The sequence below is a fragment of the Simplicispira metamorpha genome, from assembly GCF_004341365.1.
Classification (GTDB): Bacteria; Pseudomonadota; Gammaproteobacteria; order Burkholderiales; family Burkholderiaceae_C; genus Simplicispira; species Simplicispira metamorpha.
In genome coordinates, this window is the sequence record NZ_SLXH01000008.1 from 86,193 (window position 1) to 105,370 (window position 19,178).

Genomic DNA, 19,178 nt, shown 5'->3' on the forward strand with positions numbered 1-19,178 from the left:
AGGAAAGAATAAGATTGTATATTAAAAAAATGAGTTCCAAAACAAGTCCTGCACATTTTGCAGATGAAATAGAGGGCACCGTACAAGGCCACCGCGATGGGCATGGTTTTGTCATCCGTGACGATGGCCAAGGCGATATCTTTTTGCCCCCCAACGAAATGCGTGCTGTGCTGCACAAAGACCGTGTGCGCGTGCGCATCGTGCGCCAGGATCGGCGCGGTCGGCCAGAAGGGCGCGTGGTGGAAATCATCGAGCGCCCGGTACAGCCCCTGATTGGCCGTTTGCTGCAAGAAAGTGGCGTCTGGCTGGTGGCTCCTGAAGACAAGCGCTATGGCCAGGATGTGCTCATCCCCGCCAGTGCGCTGGGTGTGGCCAAGCCGGGGCAGGTGGTCGTGGTGCAGCTGACCGAGCCGCCTGCGTTGTTTGGCCAGCCCGTGGGCCGCATCACCGAGGTGCTGGGTGAGATAGACGACCCCGGTATGGAAATTGAAATCGCGGTGCGCAAGTACGGTGTGCCGCACGAGTTCTCCGAGGCCTGCCTGGCCCTGACCAAGACGTTGCCCGACCATGTGCGCGCGCAAGACAAAAAGCAGCGCGTGGATTTGACCGATGTGCCCCTGGTCACCATCGACGGCGAAGACGCCCGTGACTTTGACGATGCGGTGTATTGCGAGCCTGCCAAGGTCGGGCGCGGCAAGGGCTGGCGCTTGCTGGTGGCCATCGCCGATGTCAGCCACTATGTGCAAACCGGCAGCGCCATCGATATTGACGCCTACGACCGCGCCACCAGCGTGTATTTTCCGCGCCGCGTCATCCCCATGCTGCCGGAAAAGCTCAGCAACGGCTTGTGCTCGCTCAACCCGGAAGTCGAGCGCCTGTGCATGGTCTGCGACATGCTGGTCACCGCCAAGGGCGTGGTGCATGCCTACCAGTTTTACCCCGCCGTGATGCGCAGCCATGCGCGCCTGACCTACACCGAAGTGGCAGCGATTTTGGCCAACACCCGGGGCCCCGAGGCTGCCAAGCGCAAAGAGCGCTTGCCTGAGCTGCTGAATTTGCATGACGTGTACCGTGCGCTGCTGCTGGAGCGGCGTGCGCGTGGTGCGGTGGATTTTGAAACCACCGAGACCCAGATCGTTTGCGACGACAACGGGCGCATCGAAAAGATCGTGCCGCGCACCCGCAACGACGCGCACAAGCTGATCGAAGAGGCCATGCTGGCGGCCAACGTGTGCAGCGCCGACTTTATTGCGCAGGGCAAACAGCATGGCCTGTACCGTGTGCACGAAGGCCCCACACCAGAAAAACAGGAGATATTGCGCAGCTATCTCAAGGCCATGGCCGTGGGCATGTCCATCAGCGAGAATCCCCAGCCGTCCGAATTCCAGGCCATTGCTGAGGCCACCAAAGACCGTCCTGACGCGCAGCAAATCCACACCATGCTGCTGCGCTCCATGCAGCAGGCGATTTACACGCCAGCCAACAGCGGCCACTTTGGCTTGGCGTTTGAGGCTTACACGCACTTCACCAGCCCCATCCGCCGCTATCCGGATTTGCTGGTACACCGCGTCATCAAGGCGATTCTGGGCAAAACCAAGTACCAGCTGCCCGCCTTGCCGGTGCCCGGCGAGGCACATGCCAAGCTGGCCAAGCGCCTGGCCGCCCGGGTGGCGCCCCCTGCCGCGCCGGGCGAGAAACCCCGCAAAAAAGAAACTGGCGCTGCCCTGAAGGAAACCCAGTCCTGGGAAGCCGCCGGTCTGCATTGCAGTGCCAACGAGCGCCGCGCCGACGAGGCCAGCCGCGACGTGGAAGCCTGGCTCAAGTGCAAATACATGCGCGACCATCTGGGCGAGGAGTATTCCGGCGTGGTCAGCGCTGTGACCAGCTTTGGTCTGTTCGTCACGCTGGACGCCATGTATGTCGAAGGGCTGGTACACATCACCGAGCTGGGCGGCGAGTACTTCAAGTTCGACGAGGCACGCCAGGAGCTGCGCGGTGAGCGCAGCGGCATCCGCTATTCGATTGGTACGCGGGTACAGGTGCAGGTGAGCCGGGTGGATCTGGACGGGCGCCGCATCGACTTTGCGCTGCTCACTGAAGGCGCGTTGCAGCCCTCCCGATCGCAGCAAAAAGAGCACAAGGGCGCTCGTGCGGAGGGAAAATCCAAGGACAAGCGCCCCGCACCCGAGAAAACCAAGTTGCCGATGGCCCGTGAGAAATCGGCACCGCCGCAGCAAGAAAAGCGTTCTGCGCGCGGCAAGGCTTCCAAGCAGAAGGCCGCCTTGCTCAACACGTCCCCCAAGCGGTAAGGGGGCTGCGGTGGCCTGCGGGCCACCAACGCAGTGACAAAAAAGGGAGGTGCTTTTGTGCACCTCCCTTTTTTTGCGCCTGACTGGCGCAGTCGTTATGCAGGTAAAGCGCGGCGCGTCTCTACAGTGAATGCCTGCACCAGATCGGACAGCTGGCGTGCCTGCGCTTGCAAGTTGACAACCGCTGTAGCGCTTTCTCCGACCAAGGCGCCGTTTTGTTGCGTCATCTGATCGAGCTGCGCCACGGCCACATTGATTTGCGAGATGCCGTCGCTTTGCTCGGCAGCGGCAGTGCTGATCTCGCCAATGATGCTGCTGACGCGCTGCACACCTTGCACGATCTCGTCCATCGTGGTGCCCGCATTGGCCACCAGTTGGCTGCCGGAGTTCACTTTTTCCACGCTGGCCTGGATCAGCCCTTTGATCTCTTTGGCTGCTTCGGCGCTGCGCCCGGCCAGGCTGCGCACTTCGGTGGCTACCACGGCAAAGCCCCGGCCCTGTTCGCCCGCACGGGCGGCCTCGACAGCGGCGTTGAGCGCCAGGATGTTGGTCTGGAAGGCAATGCCATCAATCACGCCGATGATGTCGGCGATTTTGGCGCTACGCTGGTGTATCTCCTGCATGGTGCTGACCACTTGCTGCATCACTTCGCCGCCCTTGGTGGCGGTGCTGGCCGCATCGGTGGACAACTGGCTGGCCTGGCGTGCGGCGTCGGCGCTTTGGCGCACGGTGGCTGTCAGTTCTTCCATGCTGGAGGCGGTTTGCTCCAGGCTGCTGGCGGTTTGCTCGGTGCGGGCGCCCAGGTGCTGGTTGCCGTTGGCAATGTCACCACCGGTATCGTGCAACTGCGCAATGCTGTTGCGCACCGCGCAGACCAGCGTATGAAAGCGCTGCTGCATATCGCGCACCGCTGCCATCACGCTGGTGGTGTCGCCAGGCTGGGTGCGGATGGCAACGGTCAGGTCGCCTTGCTGCATGGCTTGCACTACGGCGCGCACTTCACTGGGTTCAGCGCCCAGCTCGCTGCCAATGCTGCGCGTGACCATGGTGGTGGTGGCCATGCCTATCAGCACGGCCAGCAGTGTGATGACCAGCATCACGCTGCTGAATTGTTTGGCCTCGTGGTTGGCTGTGGAGTTGTTGGCGATGATGCGTTTTTCTTCAAAGTCGATCAGCTGGTTGATGGCGGCCAGCCACTGCTCGTATTGGGGCTTGGCCTGGGCCCAGAGCAGTGCCTCGGCGCCTGTGCGGTCGCCTGCCTGCACCAGCGCCAGCACTTTTTGCGTGGTGTCCACGGTGCGCGCTTCGATCTCCTGAATGGCCTTGACCATCGGAGCCACCTCTGCCGGAACGGCACCGGAGGTGCTCAGGGCCTTTTGCATTTGTTTGCCGGACTCGGCATAAAAATCGGCCAGCCGGACAATGGCTTGCACCTCTTTGTCGCGCAGCTGCGGGGTGGGCGCCAATACGGCATCGCGCACGGCAATGGAGCGGTCGTGCGCCGAACCCCGGAAGTTGATGGCCGCGCGCTGGATCACAGCGTTTTGCGTGGAGTTGGCGCTCAAGGCTGCGTCAATCCCCTGGGCGATATAGACGCTGAAGATGGACATCCCCAACAAAATGGCGATGACCAAGCCAAAGCCGGCCATCAGGCGGTGGCTGATTTTCCATGTGTTCATAAATAGACTGTCCTTTGAAATCGTGTACCCAGAGTGGCGCGCAGCCGGTGTCGGCACACCCACTGGCCTGCCATGGCGCAGTGTTTGCCGTTTTTTCATTTGCTTACGTACAAGTGTCGCCCATCATGCGCCTTGGGTGCCTGGGTTGCATGCGCGCACAGGCGAAGATGAGTGGCTTTCGGGGGCTATCGGGCCTGCGATCGGTGCCGCACCCACGCGCTGGCTGGTCGGCAGCGCAGCGGTGGTTTTTCAAAGATGATTTTGTGATGAAGTAACAACGATATATTCGTTTGGGTTTTAAAGGCTGGATCGCAAAATCCCGTCATCACAACCAAGGAGTGGCTGCATGGCGCCCCCCAGTTCCATTCAGACTCACATGACGGGCACTTCTTTCATCATCGTGCCCGGCTGGCGCGACTCGGGCCCGGGCCATTGGCAAAGTCTGTGGGCCGAGCGACTGGCACAGGCCACCCGCGTGGTGCAGGACGACTGGATCACGCCCACGCGCACCGCCTGGGTGGGGCAGCTTGAAAAAACGGTGCTGGCCGCGCCCTGTCCCGTGGTGCTGGTAGCGCACAGCCTGGGGTGCATTGCCTGTACACACATGGGGCCCGAGGCGGCTGCGCGCGTGCGCGGTGCCTTGTTGGTGGCGCCCGCCGACCCCGAGCGCCGCGCCATCCTGAGCGACTTTGCCCCGGTGCCCCACGCGGCGCTGCCTTACCGCAGCATCGTGGTGGCCAGCAGCAACGATCCGTATTGCCCCATCCGCCTGGCCGGTGCCTATGCCCGTGCCTGGGGCAGTGAGTTTGTGCGCCTGCAAAACGCGGGCCACATCAACATCGATTCGGGCCACGGCGAGTGGCCGCTGGGCCTGGCGCTGTTGCAGTCGCTCACGCACGAGATGGACTGGGCAGGGCAGGCGCCTGCCCAGACGGCCCTGTCTGCGGGGTGATTACTCATTTTTTGATAGCTGCTGGCGCCCATTGCACGGGCGCTAGAGCCATATTGATTCATCAATTGGATGCGGTGCCCGGCATTCTGGCCTGCGCCGGGGCTGGGCGGTGCGCACGCCCAGCGCCTGGAACAGGCCCGTGCCCCAGCACGGCAACAGGGCCTGTCGTATGCCCGGGGGCGCTTAAAAAACCGGCACCACAGCGCCTTGGAAGCGCTCTTCAATGAAGCGTTTGACCTCTGGGGTCTTCAAGGCTTGCAGCACTTTGGCCAGGGCCGGGTGGTTGCGGTTGTCTTCGCGGGCCACCACGATGTTGGCGTAGGGCGACTGGCTGCCTTCAATCAGCAGCGCGTCACGCCCCGGCTTGAGATTGGCTTGCAGTGCGTAGTTGGTGTTGATCAGTGCCAAGTCCACGTCGCCCAGCACCCGGGGCAGCAGCGCACCGTCCAGCTCCCTGAATTGCAGCTTTTTCGGGTTGGCCACGATGTCGCGCGCTGTGGCCAGAATGTTGTCGGGGTTCTTCAGCGTGACCAGGCCATGGCGGTGCAACAGCAGCAGCGCCCGCGCACCGTTGGACGGGTCGCCCGGAATGGCCACGGTGGCGCCTTCGGGTAAATCCGCGATGCGCTGGTGCTTGCGCGAGTAAGCCCCAAAAGGCTCGACGTGGATGGCTGCAATGGCGACCAGCCGGGTGCCGTTGCTCTTGTTGAAACTGTCCAGATAGGGCTGGTGCTGGAAGTAGTTGGCGTCGATGTCTTTCTGGGCCACGGCCTGGTTTTCCTGGTGGCCGTTGGTGAAGACGCGCACTTTCAGCTCAATGCCTTCGCGTGCCAGTTGGGGTTTGATGAATTCCAGAATCTCCGCGTGCGGCACGGCTTCTGCGCCAATCGAGACGGTCTGTGGCGCCGACTGGGCCAGCGCGCCCGGCGTGGCCAGTGCCAGAGGGGCCAGAGCGGTCAGGGCCATGAACCAGCGGCGTGTGGAAGAGGAGGGGGTGGTCATAGGGAGGGCTTTCGTGATTGAGGAAGGGGCGGAGGGGTAATGGCTGTCAGGCGTAAGCGGCGGGGGCGGCATTCGGGGCGATGCCGTGCGCAGCCAGAACATCCGCGTGGTGGCGCAGGGCCACGTCGGGGTGTGAGCGCAGCCGCCCCTTGAGCAGGTTGCGGCCGGTGTGAGAGATCAGGGGGTTTTGCGGGTCGCGGTCCACGCCGTGCGCCTGGGCTGCCAGCGCGGGCGGCAGGGGCAACAGGGGCAGCTCGGCATCGAGTTGCGGGCTGAGAAAAAACGCCACCGACAGGCGATCGGCATCCTGGGGTGGGCTGACCACGCGGTGGATATTGGCGCGCAGGTAGCCACCCGATTGCACTTCCAGCACCTCGCCCAGGTTGATGACCAGCGTGCCCGGCAGGGGCGGTACGTCGATCCAGCGCTCGTGCGCAGCGTTGCGATCGAGCACTTGCAGGCCCGCGCGCTCATGCTGTAGCAGCAAAGTCAGGCAGCCGCCGTCTTTGTGCGCGCCTACGCCTTGCTGGGAGGTGTCCTGGCTGCGGCCAGGGTAGCGGATCACCTTCAGGTGCTGCACGGGGGCGTGGGCAAAGGCCGCGTCGAAGCAGTTTTCTGGCTGCCCCAGGGCCAGTGCCAGAGCGCGCAGCAGGTCGCGCCCGGCATGGGTCAGCGTGTCTTGCCATTGCAGCAAGGTGGTTTTGAACTGCGGCAGGCTGTCAGGCCACTGGTTGGGGCCTTGCAGGCGCAGCCACGAAGGCAGGCCCGGCGTTGGGGCAATGGCTTCGCGCTCGGCACCAATATCGATTTGCTCACGCCAGTCGCGCTCGCCCCGGGTGATTTCGTCTCCGGCCCGGGTGTAGCCCCGAAAGTGGGGCGAGTTCACCATGCGCAGCGCCTCTTTTTGTGCCGCTGGCAGGGCAAAGAAGTCGCGCGTGGCGTTGAACACGGCGTCCACCTGACCGGGGGCGGCGCCGTAGCCGCTGAGGTAGAAGAAACCGACACCGTGGGCCACATCGCGCAGGCGCTGCACAAAGGTGGCCCGGTGCTGGGCATCGCCCTGGGTGAAGTCGGTGAGGTTCAGCACGGGCAGTGCGGTATGGGCGGCGGCATCGGGGGCGGACATGGGGTAGGCTCCTTGGGCAAAGTGGTGCAAAGCGGGGACAACGCAGCACAGCGCGCCCGGTGGCAAGACCTGCAAACTGCGCTGTCTGCCGGTGCAGTATTGCCAGCACGCCTGGCTTGCCCAACGAAGCTTTTCAAGGAACCAAGTGCGAAAAATGCAGCCACCGAAGTGCCGGTAGTGGCACTTCTATATTCTTTTTAATTAATAAATTAAGAAAAATATATTCTTTTGAGTTTTAAAGAGCGGTACCCACAATCGGCACCATCTCACGCTTTTTGGGCCACCCTCGTATGACCTCCCTGAAACTCAAATCCCTTTTGTTGACTGCGGCGCTGGCGGTCAGTGGTGTGGTGTCGGCACAAACGACGCTGCTCAACGCCTCGTACGACGTGGCGCGCGAGTTTTACAAAGACTACAACCCGGCCTTTGTGGCGCACTACAAAAAGACCACCGGCAAGGATGTGAAGATTGACCAGGCCCATGGCGGCTCCAGCGCCCAGGCCCGCGCGGTGAACGATGGCCTGGCCGCCGATGTGGTCACGATGAACACCACCACCGACATTGAGTTTCTGGCCGCCAACGGCGTGGTCGCCAAAGACTGGGCGAAGAAGTTTCCGCACGATGCCTCGCCCACCACCTCGACCATGCTGTTCCTGGTGCGCAACGGCAACCCGAAAAACATCAAGGACTGGGAGGACCTGGTCAAGCCCGGCGTGCAGGTGATCGTGGTCAACCCCAAAACCGGCGGCAATGGCCGCTACGCCTATCTGGCTGCCTGGGGCAGCGTGCGCGAAAAAGGCGGCACCGATGCCCAGGCGGCCGAGTTTGTCGGCAAGCTCTACAAAAATGTGCCCGTGCTGGGCAAGGGCGGGCGTGACGCCACGGCCATCTTCCTGCAACGCAACATTGGCGATGTGCTCATCACCTTTGAATCCGAAGTGCTGTCCATTGACCGCGAGTTTGGCCAGGGCAAGGTCGACGCGGTCTATCCATCTACCAGCATCGTGGCCGAGAACCCGGTGGCCGTGGTCGAGCGCACCGTGGCCAAGAAGGGCACCGGCGAGTTGGCCAAGGCATACCTTGACTACCTGTATTCCGACGAAGCGCAGGAAATTGCCGCCAAACACGCGCTGCGCCCCCGTTCCGAAGCGGTGCTGAAAAAGCATGCCGCCCTCTTCAAGCCACTCAAGCAGTTCACCGTGGCCAAGTATTTCGGCTCGCTGGGTGAGGCCCAAAAGGCCCACTTCAACGACGGCGGCCAGTTCGACAAGCTCTACACGCCGGGCGCCAAGTAAGCCATGCACGCTGCCACGTCTTCCACGCCGCTGGCGGCGGCGGGTGCTGCTGCGCCGCGCCGTGCGTCTGGCAAAGCCAAACGGGTGCTGCCCGGTTTTGGGCTGACGCTGGGTTACACGCTCTTTTACTTGAGCATCATCGTGCTGATTCCGCTGTCGGCGCTGCTGTTCAAGACCTTCACGCTGACCTGGCCGCAGTTCTGGGAGGCCATCAGCTCGCCGCGCGTGGTGGCGTCGTACCAGCTCACGTTTGGCGCCTCGCTGCTGGCGGCGCTGGTCAACCTGGTGTTTGGCCTGTTGATTGCCTGGGTGCTGGTGCGCTACCAGTTTCCGGGCAAGAAAATCGTCGATGCGTTGGTGGATTTGCCTTTTGCGCTGCCCACGGCGGTGGCCGGTATCTCGCTGACGGCGCTGCTGGCGGGCAACGGCTGGGTGGGCCAGTACCTGGAGTCGCTGGGCATACAGCTGGCCTTCAAGCCCGCGGGCATTGTGATTGCGCTGATTTTTATCGGCCTGCCGTTTGTGGTGCGCACCGTGCAGCCCGTGCTGGAAGACACCGAAAAAGAACTCGAAGAAGCCGCCACCAGCCTGGGCGCCAGCCGCTGGCAGATTTTTTACAAGGTGATTCTGCCCAGCATCACGCCCGCACTCATGACCGGCTTTGCCATGGCCTTTGCCCGTGCGGTGGGTGAGTACGGCTCGGTCATCTTCATCGCGGGCAACATGCCCATGATTTCCGAGATCACGCCGCTCATCATCATCGGCAAGCTGGAGCAGTACGACTACGCCGGCGCCACGGCGGTGGCCGTGGTGATGCTGGTGATTTCGTTCGTGCTGCTGCTGGTCATCAATGCTTTGCAAGCCTGGCAGCGCCGCCACGCAGGAGCCCCCGCATGAGTGCCCCCACCAAAGTTTTGCGCGCCAAGGCGGGCACCACCGAAGCGGCCTGGGTGCGCTACACGCTCATTGGCGTGGCGCTGGCCTTTGTGCTGCTGTTTCTGGTGCTGCCGCTGGCGGCGGTGTTTACCGAGGCGCTGCGCAAAGGGCTGGGCGCCTATCTGGAGGGCCTGCGCGAGCCCGATGCCTGGTCGGCCATTCGCCTGACCTTGATCGCCGCCGCCATTGCCGTGCCGCTGAACCTGGTGTTTGGCGTGGCAGCGGCCTGGTGCATTGCCAAATACGAGTTCAAGGGCAAAGCGTTTTTGACCACGCTGATCGACCTGCCGTTTTCCATCTCGCCGGTGGTGGCGGGGCTGATGTATGTGCTGGTGTTTGGCGCCCAAGGCTGGTTGGGCCCCTGGCTGCAAGCCAACGACATCAAGGTCATTTTTGCCGTGCCGGGCATTGTGCTGGCCACCGTGTTTGTCACCTTCCCGTTCATTGCCCGCGAGCTGATTCCGCTGATGCAGGCCCAGGGCAACGACGAAGAGCAGGCCGCCATCGTGCTGGGCGCCACCGGCTGGCAAACCTTCTGGCATGTGACGCTGCCCAACATCAAATGGGGCCTGTTGTACGGCGTGATTTTGTGCAACGCCCGGGCCATGGGCGAGTTTGGTGCCGTGTCGGTGGTGTCGGGCCATATCCGGGGCCAGACCAACACGCTGCCCCTGCACGTCGAGATTTTGTACAACGAGTACCAGTCGGTGGCGGCGTTTGCAGCGGCCTCGCTGCTGGCGCTGCTGGCGCTGGTCACTCTGGTCATCAAGTCGGTGGCCGAATGGCGCAACGAGCAGGCCCTGAAAGCCGCTGCCGAGCTGCCGCCGGAGCGACCGGTTTCAAGCGAAATGACCCTCCAGCCCGCATCTGGCAAGCGTTGAAAGCTATCAAATCATGAGCATTGAAATCCGCAACATCAGCAAGCAGTTCGGCACGTTTCAGGCGCTGCGCGACGTGAGCCTGGACATCGCATCGGGCGAACTCATCGCGCTGCTGGGGCCATCGGGCTGCGGCAAGACCACGCTGCTGCGCATCATTGCCGGGCTGGAGACGCCCGATGTGGGCACCATCCACTTCAGCGGCGAGGACACCACCGACGTGCATGTGCGTGAGCGCGGCGTGGGCTTTGTCTTCCAGCACTACGCGCTGTTCCGGCACATGACGGTGTTTGAGAACGTGGCCTTTGGCCTGCGCGTCAAGCCCCGCAGCGAGCGCCCCAGCGAGGCGCAGATCAAGCAAAAAGTGACCGACCTGCTCAAACTGGTGCAGCTGGACTGGATTGCCGACCGCTTTCCCTCGCAGCTCTCGGGTGGCCAGCGCCAGCGCATTGCCCTGGCGCGCGCGCTGGCCGTGGAGCCCAAGGTGCTGCTGCTGGACGAGCCCTTCGGCGCGCTGGACGCCAAAGTGCGCAAAGAACTGCGCCGCTGGCTGCGCCGCCTGCACGATGAGCTGCACGTGACCAGCATCTTCGTCACCCACGACCAGGAAGAGGCGCTGGAGGTGGCCGACCGGGTGGTGGTGATCAACCAGGGCAAGATCGAGCAAAGCGGCTCACCGCAAGAGGTGTGGGAGCACCCGGCCAGCCCGTTTGTCTATGGTTTTTTGGGCGATGTGAACCTGTTCCATGGCCGCGCCCACGAGGGGCTGGTGCATCTGGAAGGCATGGAGCTGGATTCGCCCGAGCACAGTGCCGCACAAAACGCCAAAGCCTTTGCCTACGTGCGCCCGCACGACCTGGATGTGCAGCGCTACTCCACTGGCGCGGCGCTGGATGCTGCCGGGCGCCCGCGCGGCATCGTGGCGCAGCTGAGCCGGGCCATTGTGGTCGGGCCGATTGCGCGGCTGGAACTAATTCCGGTGGATGACCCCAAACCAGCCGACAATTCGGCGCCCGAGGCCTTGATTGAAGCGCAGATACCCGCGCAGCAATTCAAGGAAATGGGTTTGCGCGAAGGCGAAACCTTGGTGGTCACGCCGCGCCGCGCCCGGGTATTTTTAGACCACGCCGCTGGTATCTGACGCCATCCATCCTTGGGTGTCTGCGCAGCCGCCGGTGGCCTTGAAAGACACATATGGGATGGATGGATCGTGTGGCCAGCGCACCGCGCCGCGTGCTGGCTTTGGTGAGCGTAACTTGCGTGGGCATGTTGGCTTTTGGGCTGTATTTGCAGCATTTCCAGGGCCTGGAGCCTTGCCCCATGTGCATCGTGCAGCGGTATGCTCTTATTTTGGTAGCTGTATGCGCAGGACTGGCAAGCCTTAGAGGCCAAAAAGGCTGGTGGATGTCATGGACAGGGTTGGCCGTGTTGTTCAGCGGATTTGGTGCCTTCACCGCCGCGCGCCAAAGCTGGCTGCAATGGTTTCCGCCCGAAGTATCGATGTGTGGCCGCGACTTCTTCGGCATGATCGAAAACTACCCCATCCGCCGCGCCATCCCCATGATTTTCAAAGGCTCGGGCGACTGCACCGCCATTGACTGGACGTTTCTGGGCGGCTCGATTGCCAACTGGTCGTTCGTCTGGTTTGCGGCGTTTGCCATCGGTCTGCTGTGGCTGCTGGTGCGTGGCGCGCGCGGGCAGCGCGGTGGGCTGAGCATGGCCTGAGTTTCTGGCTATTCACCCACGATCAAGGCGCCCACGGGGCGCCTTGTTTTTTTCAAACCCCTTCAGGGTGCGGAAACGGCACTCCCTCGGCACCCTCCACCCAGGCGGGCAGCTTGTGCATCACGCTGTGGAACAGTGGGCTGGATTGCCACTGCGCCAGCCAGGCTTGCAGGCGGGGCCAGGGCTGGCCTTCCCACCAGCCCGCATCTATGCCCGCAAACTGCCGCACGAAGGGGGCGATGGCCATGTCTGCCAGCGCCGTATGTGTGCCAAACAAAAACGGCTGCCTGGTCAGTCGTTCTTCCAGCACCTGTAGCCAGGCCATGGCCTGTGCGCGGGCCAGGGTGGGGTCGGTATCGGGGTAGCGGTTGGGGTATTTGCAGCGGTCCAGCGCGTGCTTGAAGGGGCCATCGCACTGGGAAATCAGCGCCAGCATGTCGGCCAGCGTGCCTTCGGTGGGGGCCAGCCAGGCTTCGGGGTCGTGCCGTGCCAATGCCCAAAGCATGATGTCCAGGCTGTGCTCCAGCACCTGGCCGGGGGCGCCACCGGGCGTGGGCGGCAGCACCAGCACGGGCACCGTGCTTTGGGGCGATGCGTGCAGCAGGCTGGGTGGCTTGTTCCGCAGCACCACCTCGCGCAGTTCGCACTCCTGACCGCTGGCGGCCAGCGCCAAGCGCGCCCGCATGGCATAGGGGCAGCGGCGAAACGAATACAGAACGGGCAGGGCACTGCGCATGGTGGGGTGGTTGCGTTGTTGGCCTTTGCCAGGTTGTGACGGTTGTGGCTGGTTTGGGCTGGGCTTTGCTGGCTTTGGCCCGCGCGGTGACAGAAATTACAGCTTCTTCACCAGCACCTGGCTGCGCCGGTCCCAGTTGTATTTGCGCTTGCGTGCCTCGGGCAGCCAGTCGGGGTCCACAGGCTGGAAGCCGCGCTTGATAAACCAGTGCATGGTGCGCGTGGTCAGCACAAAAATGCTGCTCAGCCCCAGGGTGCGAGCGCGCTGCTCGATGCGCTTGAGCAGCTTTTCTCCATCGCCGGTGCCCTGGCTTTGCGGCGATACGGTGACGGCGGCCATCTCGGCGGTTTTGGCTTCGGGGTAGGGGTAAAGCGCGGCACAGCCAAAGATCACGCCGTCATGCTCGATGATGGTGTAGCTCTCGATGTCGCGCTCGATTTCGGTGCGGTCGCGTTTGACCAGCGTGCCGTCTTTTTCAAACGGCTCAATCAGTTGCAGGATGCCGCCCACATCGTCGATGGTTGCCTCGCGCAGTTCTTCGAGCTTCTCGTCGATCACCATGGTGCCGATGCCGTCGTGTACATACACCTCCAGCAGCAGCGAGCCGTCCAGCGCAAACGGGATGATGTGGCTGCGCTCCACGCCCGCCTTGCAGGCCTTGACGCAGTGCTGCAAATAAAAACCCGTGTCGGTGGGGTGTTGTGCGGTGGGCAGCTGGGCCAGCAGGGCCTCGGCGCTGGCCAGGGGCAGCTCGGTGTCGATGGGGTTGTCTTCGCTGGCGGGCTCACCGGGCTGCACGCGGATGCCGGGCACCTCGGTCAGAAAAATCAGCTTGTCGGCCTTGAGCGCCATCGCCACCGAGGTGGCCACCTCTTCCATGGTCAGGTTGAAGGCTTCTCCCGTGGGGGAGAAACCCAGTGGCGACAGCAGCACCAGCGCACCCATGTCCAGCGTGCGCTGGATGCCCGCCACATCGACCTTGCGCACCAGACCCGAATGCTGGAAGTCCACGCCATCGACGATGCCCACGGGCCGTGCGGTGAGGAAGTTGCCCGAGATCACGCGCACCGTGGCACCTGCCATGGGGGTGTTGGGCAGGCCCTGGCTGAACGCGGCCTCAATCTCGTAGCGCAGCTGGCCTGCGGCCTCTTGCGCGCAATCGAGCGCCACCGAGTCGGTGACGCGGATGCCGTGCGAGTATTTGGCGGCATGCCCTTTGGCAGCCAGCTGCTCGTTCACCTGCGGGCGAAAACCATGCACCAGCACGATGCGCACCCCCATGGCCTGGATCAGCGCCAGGTCTTGGGCGATGTTTTGCAGCTTGCCCGCCGCGATGCCTTCGCCCGTGAGGCCAATCACAAACGTCTGGTTGCGAAACTTGTGGATGTAAGGCGCCACAGAGCGGAACCAGGGGACGAAGGTGAAGTTGAAGACAGCAGACATGGGGCAGGGCAGGGCGTGGGGCGGTGGGGCAAATAACGTGAGGAGCGAATGATAAGTGCCCTCAGAACCGTGTCCGCACACAGGTTTTCATGGCGTGTTGGGTTGCAATTGCGCTGCGATGCGGTCACGCCAGTGCTCTGCGTCCTCCCTGCGGTCAAAACCGGACAGGTGCATGGGGCGCTCGCCCCGCACGGCCAGGCGCACCACGTAGTAGGGGCCGTCTTCAGAGGCCCGCTCCAGAACGTCTGGTGGTGCAAAACGGCCAAAGTCGATGGGCGTCTGGCGTGCGCCCCAGGGCCAGCGTGACGTGCGCAGTACCCGGCGCCGCCTGGTGTCGAATTGCAGTACCAGCACCCGCCCCAGTGCCAATGCCATGAACAGCAGCCCCATGGCGCTGCCCGCCAGCACACACGCCGCCGCCAGCAGCAGGTGCCACCAGGGCGTATCCAGGCTGGCGTGCAGCACAAACGGCACCGGGATCAGAAACATGCCCAGGCCCAGCACCCCTGCAAAAAGCCGCATGGCCACTGAAATGTGCTCCGCGTAGCGCAGCCCTTCGGGGCCTTCAACAAAGCCGCTGGCCATGGGTTTGTGTCGGAAGGAGGTGGAACATGCAGTGATTGTGTGGGGAATCCCTGCCTTGGCGGTGCAGGATGGCAGCAATGCAAAGCACCCCGGCAGCCCGTAGGCCAGGGCGGCGCTACGGATAATGCGGGCCTATGCCTTCTTCAGATTCGCGTTTGCCCGATTCCTCCCGCGCGCCCACACCGACACCCGCCCCGCCGCCCGCGCCCCTGCGCATCCAGTTTCCAGAGTCCTTGCCCGTGTCGGGCAGGCGCCAGGAGATCATGGAGGCCATCACCCAGCACCAGGTCATCATCGTCTGCGGTGAAACCGGCTCGGGCAAGACCACGCAGCTGCCCAAAATCGCCCTGGCCCTGGGCCGGGGCAAGTGCAACGCCAAGCCGGGCCAGAAAGGCCAGCTCATCGGCCACACCCAGCCCCGGCGCATTGCCGCCAGCAGCGTGGCCAAGCGCATCGCCGAAGAGCTGAACACGCCGCTGGGTGATGTGGTGGGCTACAAGGTGCGCTTCCAAGACCGCCTGAGTCGCGATGCCTCGGTCAAGCTGATGACCGACGGCATTTTGCTGGCCGAGACGCAGACCGACCCGCTGCTGAAAGCCTACGACACCATCATCATTGACGAGGCCCACGAGCGCAGCCTGAACATCGATTTTTTGCTGGGCTATATCCGGCAAATCCTGCCGCGCCGGCCCGATCTGAAGGTCATCGTCACCTCGGCCACCATCGATGCCGACCGCTTTGCCCGCCACTTTGCCAGCCTGCGCCCGGCGCCAGCCCGCGCCGGGGCCCAGGGCGAGGCCCCCGGCCATGAACTGGTGCCCGCGCCGGTCATCATGGTGTCGGGGCGCACCTTTCCGGTGGAGCAGCGCTGGCGTCCGTTTGAAGAAAGCCGCGATTACGGCCTGAACGACGCCATTGCCGATGGCGTGGACGAACTGTGGCAGGGCAACGCCAGCGGCGACATCCTGATCTTCCTGCCCGGCGAGCGCGAAATCCGCGAAGCCGCCGACCACCTGCGCAAGCACCTGGCCCACCACGCCGTCACCCGCAGCGCCGAGGTGCTGCCGCTGTTTGCCCGCCTGAGCCAGGCCGAGCAAGACCGCATTTTTGACGGCCACACCGGGCGGCGCATCATTTTGGCCACCAACGTGGCCGAAACCTCGCTCACTGTGCCAGGCATCCGATACGTCATTGACGCAGGCACGGCGCGCGTCAAGCGCTACAGTTTGCGTAGCAAAGTAGAGCAGCTGCTGGTCGAGCCCATCAGCCAGGCGGCGGCCAACCAGCGCGCCGGGCGTTGTGGCCGCGTGGCCAACGGCATCTGCATTCGGCTGTACGACGAGCAGGATTTTGCGGGTCGCCCGCGCTTTACCGACCCGGAAATTTTGCGCAGCTCGCTGGCCGGGGTCATCCTGCGCATGAAGTCGCTGCACCTGGGCGTGGTGGAAGACTTTCCGTTCATCGACGCGCCCTCGGGCCGCGCCATTGCCGACGGCTACCAACTGCTCAACGAGCTGGGCGCGGTGGACGACAAGAACGAGCTGACGCCCATGGGCCGGGAGCTGTCCAAGCTGCCGCTGGACCCGCGCGTGGGCCGCATGATTCTGGAAGCGCGCGCGCGCGGCGCCCTGAACGAGGTGCTGGTGATTGCCAGCGCCCTGAGCCTGCAAGATGTGCGCGACCGCCCCATGGACGCGCAGCAGCAGGCCGACCAGCAGCACGCCAAGTTCGATGACGACAAGAGCGAGTTCAGCGGCTACCTGACGCTGTGGAAATGGCTGCAAGAGGCGCGCGGCGGTGCCATGCCCACCCTGGCCTCGGCGCGCGTGCAGCAGCAGCAAGCCCAGGCGCGGCGCAAGGGCGGGGCCGCGCAGCAGGCGTTTTTGCCGGTGGCGCAGCGCTCGGTGGTGGCGGCGGTGCAGCCTGCACCGGCCACAGCCAAAACGCCTGCGGGCCAGGCCGGCGCCGCTGGCCAGGTCGCGCCGGGGCGCCCGCCCGTTTCCGCTGTGACCGCCGTTTCCGCCGTGGCCAGCGCGGCAGCCGTGCCCACGCACAAACTCAGCAACCGCCAGTACGAGCAACTGCTGCGGCAGAACTTCATCAACGTGCGCCGCGTGCGCGAGTGGCGCGATGTCCACAGCCAGCTCCTGACGGTGGTGGCCGAGCACGGCTGGGCGCTCAACCCGCAGCCCGCCAGCTATGAGCAACTGCACCTGTCCATGCTGGCCGGGCTGCTGGGCAACATCGGCTTCAAGCCCGAAGAGGAAGACGTGTACCTGGGCGCGCGCGGCATCAAGTTCCACCGCCACCCGGGCGCGCACCTGCGCAAAAAACCGGGGCGCTGGATTGTCTGCGCCGAGCTGGTGGAAACCACGCGCCTGTTTGGCCGGGGCATGGCCGCCATCGAACCGCAATGGCTGGAAGAAGTCGGCGCGCACCTGTTGAAGAAGCAACTGCTCGATCCGCACTGGGAGAAAAAAGCCGCCGAGGTGGTGGCCCTGGAGCGCGCCACGCTGTACGGCCTGGTGGTGTACAGCGGGCGGCGCATGGGCTACGACAAGGTCGATCCGCACGCCGCGCGCGAGATGTTCATCCGCCAGGCGCTGGTGGCGGGCGATGTGCTGCCCGATTGGCACCAGCGCCTGCCGTTTCTGGCGGCCAACGAAAAGCTCATCGCCAAGGTCGAAGAGCTGGAGCACAAATCGCGCCGCCAGGACGTGCTGGTGGACGAAGAACTGATTTTTGCCTTCTACGACCAGCAGGTGCCGCAAGACATTTGCAATGGCCGCCATTTTGAGCAGTGGTACCGCACCGAGAGCAAGGCGCGCCCGGACTTGCTCAAGCTCACGCGCGATGAGCTGATGCGCCACGAGGCCGCTGGCATCACCACCAGCGCGTTTCCACGCATGGTGCGCCTCGGGGGCGTGGACTGCGCGGCCAGCTACCTGCACCAGCCCGGCGATCCGCGCGACGGCCTGACGGTGACGGTGCCGCTGTTCGTGCTGAACCAGGTGCAGGAAGAGCGCTGCGAATGGCTGGTGCCGGGCATGCTGAAAGACAAAATCCAGGCGCTGCTCAAAAGCCTGCACCAGCGCCCGCGCAGCCGCTTTGTGCCCCTGCCCGACAGTGCTGCGCGGCTGGCCGCGCTGCTGGGCACGCCCGACCGCATCGGCCACACCGGGTTGGTCGATGCGCTGCTCAAGCAGGTGCGCGATGAAACCTCGCTGGACGTCAAGCGCGCCGATTTCAAGCTGGACATGGTGCCGCCGCATTTGTTCATGAACTTCCGTGTGGTGGATGAGCACGGGCGCCAGCTGGGCCACGGGCGCAACCTGGGCGCGCTCAAGGCCGAACTGGGCGCCAAGGCGCGCGGGGCCTTCCAGGCGCTGGCGGGGCTGAAACTGGGCGCCAATGTGCAGGCGGCGCAGCAGGCCACCGCTGCGCCCGACGCGGCTGACCATTCAAAGCCAAATCAGCCTCTGGCGCCTGCAGGGCGTGCGCAAGCAGCTACTAAATCAGGAGCAAAAACGCCGCCGTCCACTGCCACCGCCGCCATGCCCGCCGACCAGCGCTACACCGCCTGGACGTTTGGCGAGCTGCCCGAGCTGATGGAAATCGGCAAAGGCGCTCAGACGCTGATTGGCTTTCCGGCGCTGATTGACGCGGGCGATGCCGTCACCATCGAAGTGTTCGACGAGCCCGACGTGGCCGCCGCCAAACACCGCGCGGGCCTGCGCCGCCTGTGCGCGCTGCACATCAAGGATGCGCTCAAGTACCTGGAAAAAAACATCCCCGACCTGCAAAAAATGGCCGTGGCCTACATGCCGCTGGGCACCCAAGAAGAGCTGCGCCAGCAGATTCTGGACGTGGCCATGGACCGCGCCTTTTTGCTCGACCCGCTGCCGACCAACGCACAAGACTTCGAGCGCCGCGTGCAGGAAGGGCGTGGCCGCCTGACGCTGATTGCCAACGAGGTGGCGCGCCTGGCCGCCACCATCTTGACCGAGTACGCCGTGGCCGCGCGCAAGATCAAAGACACCAAAAGCGCCCCCGACGCCACGGCAGACGCGCTGGCGCAGTTGCAGCGCCTGGTGCCGAAAAACTTCCTCACCGCCGCCCCCTGGCCGCAGCTGGCGCACTTTGCCCGCTACCTGAAAGCCATCACCGCGCGGCTGGACAAACTGCGCGCCGACCCCGCCCGCGACGCCGCAAAGCTGGCCGAACTGCGCCCGCAAGAGCAGCGCTACTGGCGCCTGGTGGCCGAGCGCAAAGGCCAGGTGGACGCCCGCATGCAGGAGCTGCGCTGGCTGCTGGAGGAGCTGCGCGTGAGCTTCTTCGCCCAAGAGCTGCGCACGCCCCAGCCCGTGAGCACCAAGCGCCTGGACAAGCTGTGGGGGCAGATCAACAGTTGAGGGGGTTGCATCGCCGTGGCAGTGCAACGCAGGTGCGTAGATGCTTCCAAATAAAAGTTATTCTCATCTATACTGCCCTGGAACTTGACTGCAATGGCCC

14 protein-coding genes are annotated in these 19,178 nt (G+C 64.0%); 8 read left to right on the forward strand and 6 right to left on the reverse strand.

Annotation, left to right across the window (positions count from 1 at the left end; genetic code table 11):
- Positions 1 to 29: 29 nt before the first annotated feature.
- Positions 30 to 2,309 (forward strand): ribonuclease R, encoded by a 2,280-nt coding sequence (rnr, locus tag EV674_RS06115; protein ID WP_241524883.1) that lies wholly within the window; start codon positions 30 to 32, stop codon positions 2,307 to 2,309.
- 95 nt (positions 2,310 to 2,404) lie between these two features.
- Here the strand turns inward: rnr and EV674_RS06120 are convergent, their stop codons facing one another.
- Positions 2,405 to 3,988, reverse strand: coding sequence for a methyl-accepting chemotaxis protein (locus EV674_RS06120; protein WP_119012480.1), 1,584 nt, complete (start codon positions 3,986 to 3,988; stop codon positions 2,405 to 2,407).
- Positions 3,989 to 4,364: 376 nt separating this feature from the next.
- On the opposite strand from EV674_RS06120, the gene EV674_RS06125 reads away from it, so the two are divergent.
- Entirely contained in the window at positions 4,365 to 4,940 is a 576-nt protein-coding gene (locus EV674_RS06125; RefSeq protein WP_119012478.1) for an RBBP9/YdeN family alpha/beta hydrolase, read from the forward strand.
- Positions 4,941 to 5,123: 183 nt separating this feature from the next.
- On the opposite strand, the gene EV674_RS06130 is transcribed toward EV674_RS06125, so the two are convergent.
- A complete protein-coding gene (locus EV674_RS06130; RefSeq protein ID WP_119012534.1) occupies positions 5,124 to 5,906 on the reverse strand; it encodes a MetQ/NlpA family ABC transporter substrate-binding protein in 783 nt (260 codons plus the stop codon).
- An 82-nt stretch (positions 5,907 to 5,988) separates the two neighbouring features.
- A complete protein-coding gene (locus EV674_RS06135; protein WP_119012477.1) occupies positions 5,989 to 7,068 on the reverse strand; it encodes an isopenicillin N synthase family dioxygenase in 1,080 nt (359 codons plus the stop codon).
- A gap of 290 nt (positions 7,069 to 7,358) precedes the next feature.
- Here EV674_RS06135 and EV674_RS06140 point away from each other — a divergent pair, with 290 nt between their 5' ends.
- The 5 genes from EV674_RS06140 (at position 7,359) to EV674_RS06160 (ending at position 11,902) form a co-directional block, all read left to right on the forward strand.
- On the forward strand, positions 7,359 to 8,363 hold the full coding sequence (locus EV674_RS06140) for a sulfate ABC transporter substrate-binding protein (protein ID WP_119012476.1): 1,005 nt from the start codon (positions 7,359 to 7,361) through the stop codon (positions 8,361 to 8,363).
- A 3-nt stretch (positions 8,364 to 8,366) separates the two neighbouring features.
- Positions 8,367 to 9,260 carry a sulfate ABC transporter permease subunit CysT gene (gene cysT, locus EV674_RS06145; protein ID WP_119012475.1) on the forward strand — a complete coding sequence of 298 codons (894 nt, stop codon included), beginning with the start codon at positions 8,367 to 8,369 and terminating at the stop codon, positions 9,258 to 9,260.
- Positions 9,257 to 10,180: a sulfate ABC transporter permease subunit CysW gene (gene cysW, locus EV674_RS06150; RefSeq protein WP_119012474.1), complete on the forward strand. Its 924-nt coding sequence runs from the start codon at positions 9,257 to 9,259 to the stop codon at positions 10,178 to 10,180. The genes cysT and cysW overlap by 4 nt, the downstream gene beginning before the upstream one ends.
- 13 nt (positions 10,181 to 10,193) lie before the next feature.
- Entirely contained in the window at positions 10,194 to 11,318 is a 1,125-nt protein-coding gene (locus EV674_RS06155; protein ID WP_119012473.1) for a sulfate/molybdate ABC transporter ATP-binding protein, read from the forward strand.
- A gap of 62 nt (positions 11,319 to 11,380) precedes the next feature.
- Positions 11,381 to 11,902, forward strand: coding sequence for a disulfide bond formation protein B (locus tag EV674_RS06160; RefSeq protein WP_374761668.1), 522 nt, complete (start codon positions 11,381 to 11,383; stop codon positions 11,900 to 11,902).
- A 52-nt stretch (positions 11,903 to 11,954) separates the two neighbouring features.
- On the opposite strand, the gene EV674_RS06165 is transcribed toward EV674_RS06160, so the two are convergent.
- The 3 genes from EV674_RS06165 to EV674_RS06175 form a co-directional block, all read right to left on the reverse strand.
- A complete protein-coding gene (locus EV674_RS06165) occupies positions 11,955 to 12,638 on the reverse strand; it encodes a glutathione S-transferase (RefSeq protein ID WP_119012471.1) in 684 nt (227 codons plus the stop codon).
- A 96-nt stretch (positions 12,639 to 12,734) separates the two neighbouring features.
- Positions 12,735 to 14,081, reverse strand: coding sequence for an amino-acid N-acetyltransferase (gene argA, locus EV674_RS06170; protein ID WP_119012470.1), 1,347 nt, complete (start codon positions 14,079 to 14,081; stop codon positions 12,735 to 12,737).
- A gap of 87 nt (positions 14,082 to 14,168) precedes the next feature.
- A complete protein-coding gene (locus EV674_RS06175) occupies positions 14,169 to 14,666 on the reverse strand; it encodes a hypothetical protein (protein ID WP_132750381.1) in 498 nt (165 codons plus the stop codon).
- A gap of 134 nt (positions 14,667 to 14,800) precedes the next feature.
- Between EV674_RS06175 and hrpA the strand changes: the two genes are divergently transcribed.
- A complete protein-coding gene (hrpA, locus tag EV674_RS06180; RefSeq protein WP_119012468.1) occupies positions 14,801 to 19,078 on the forward strand; it encodes an ATP-dependent RNA helicase HrpA in 4,278 nt (1,425 codons plus the stop codon).
- Positions 19,079 to 19,178 lie beyond the last annotated feature (100 nt).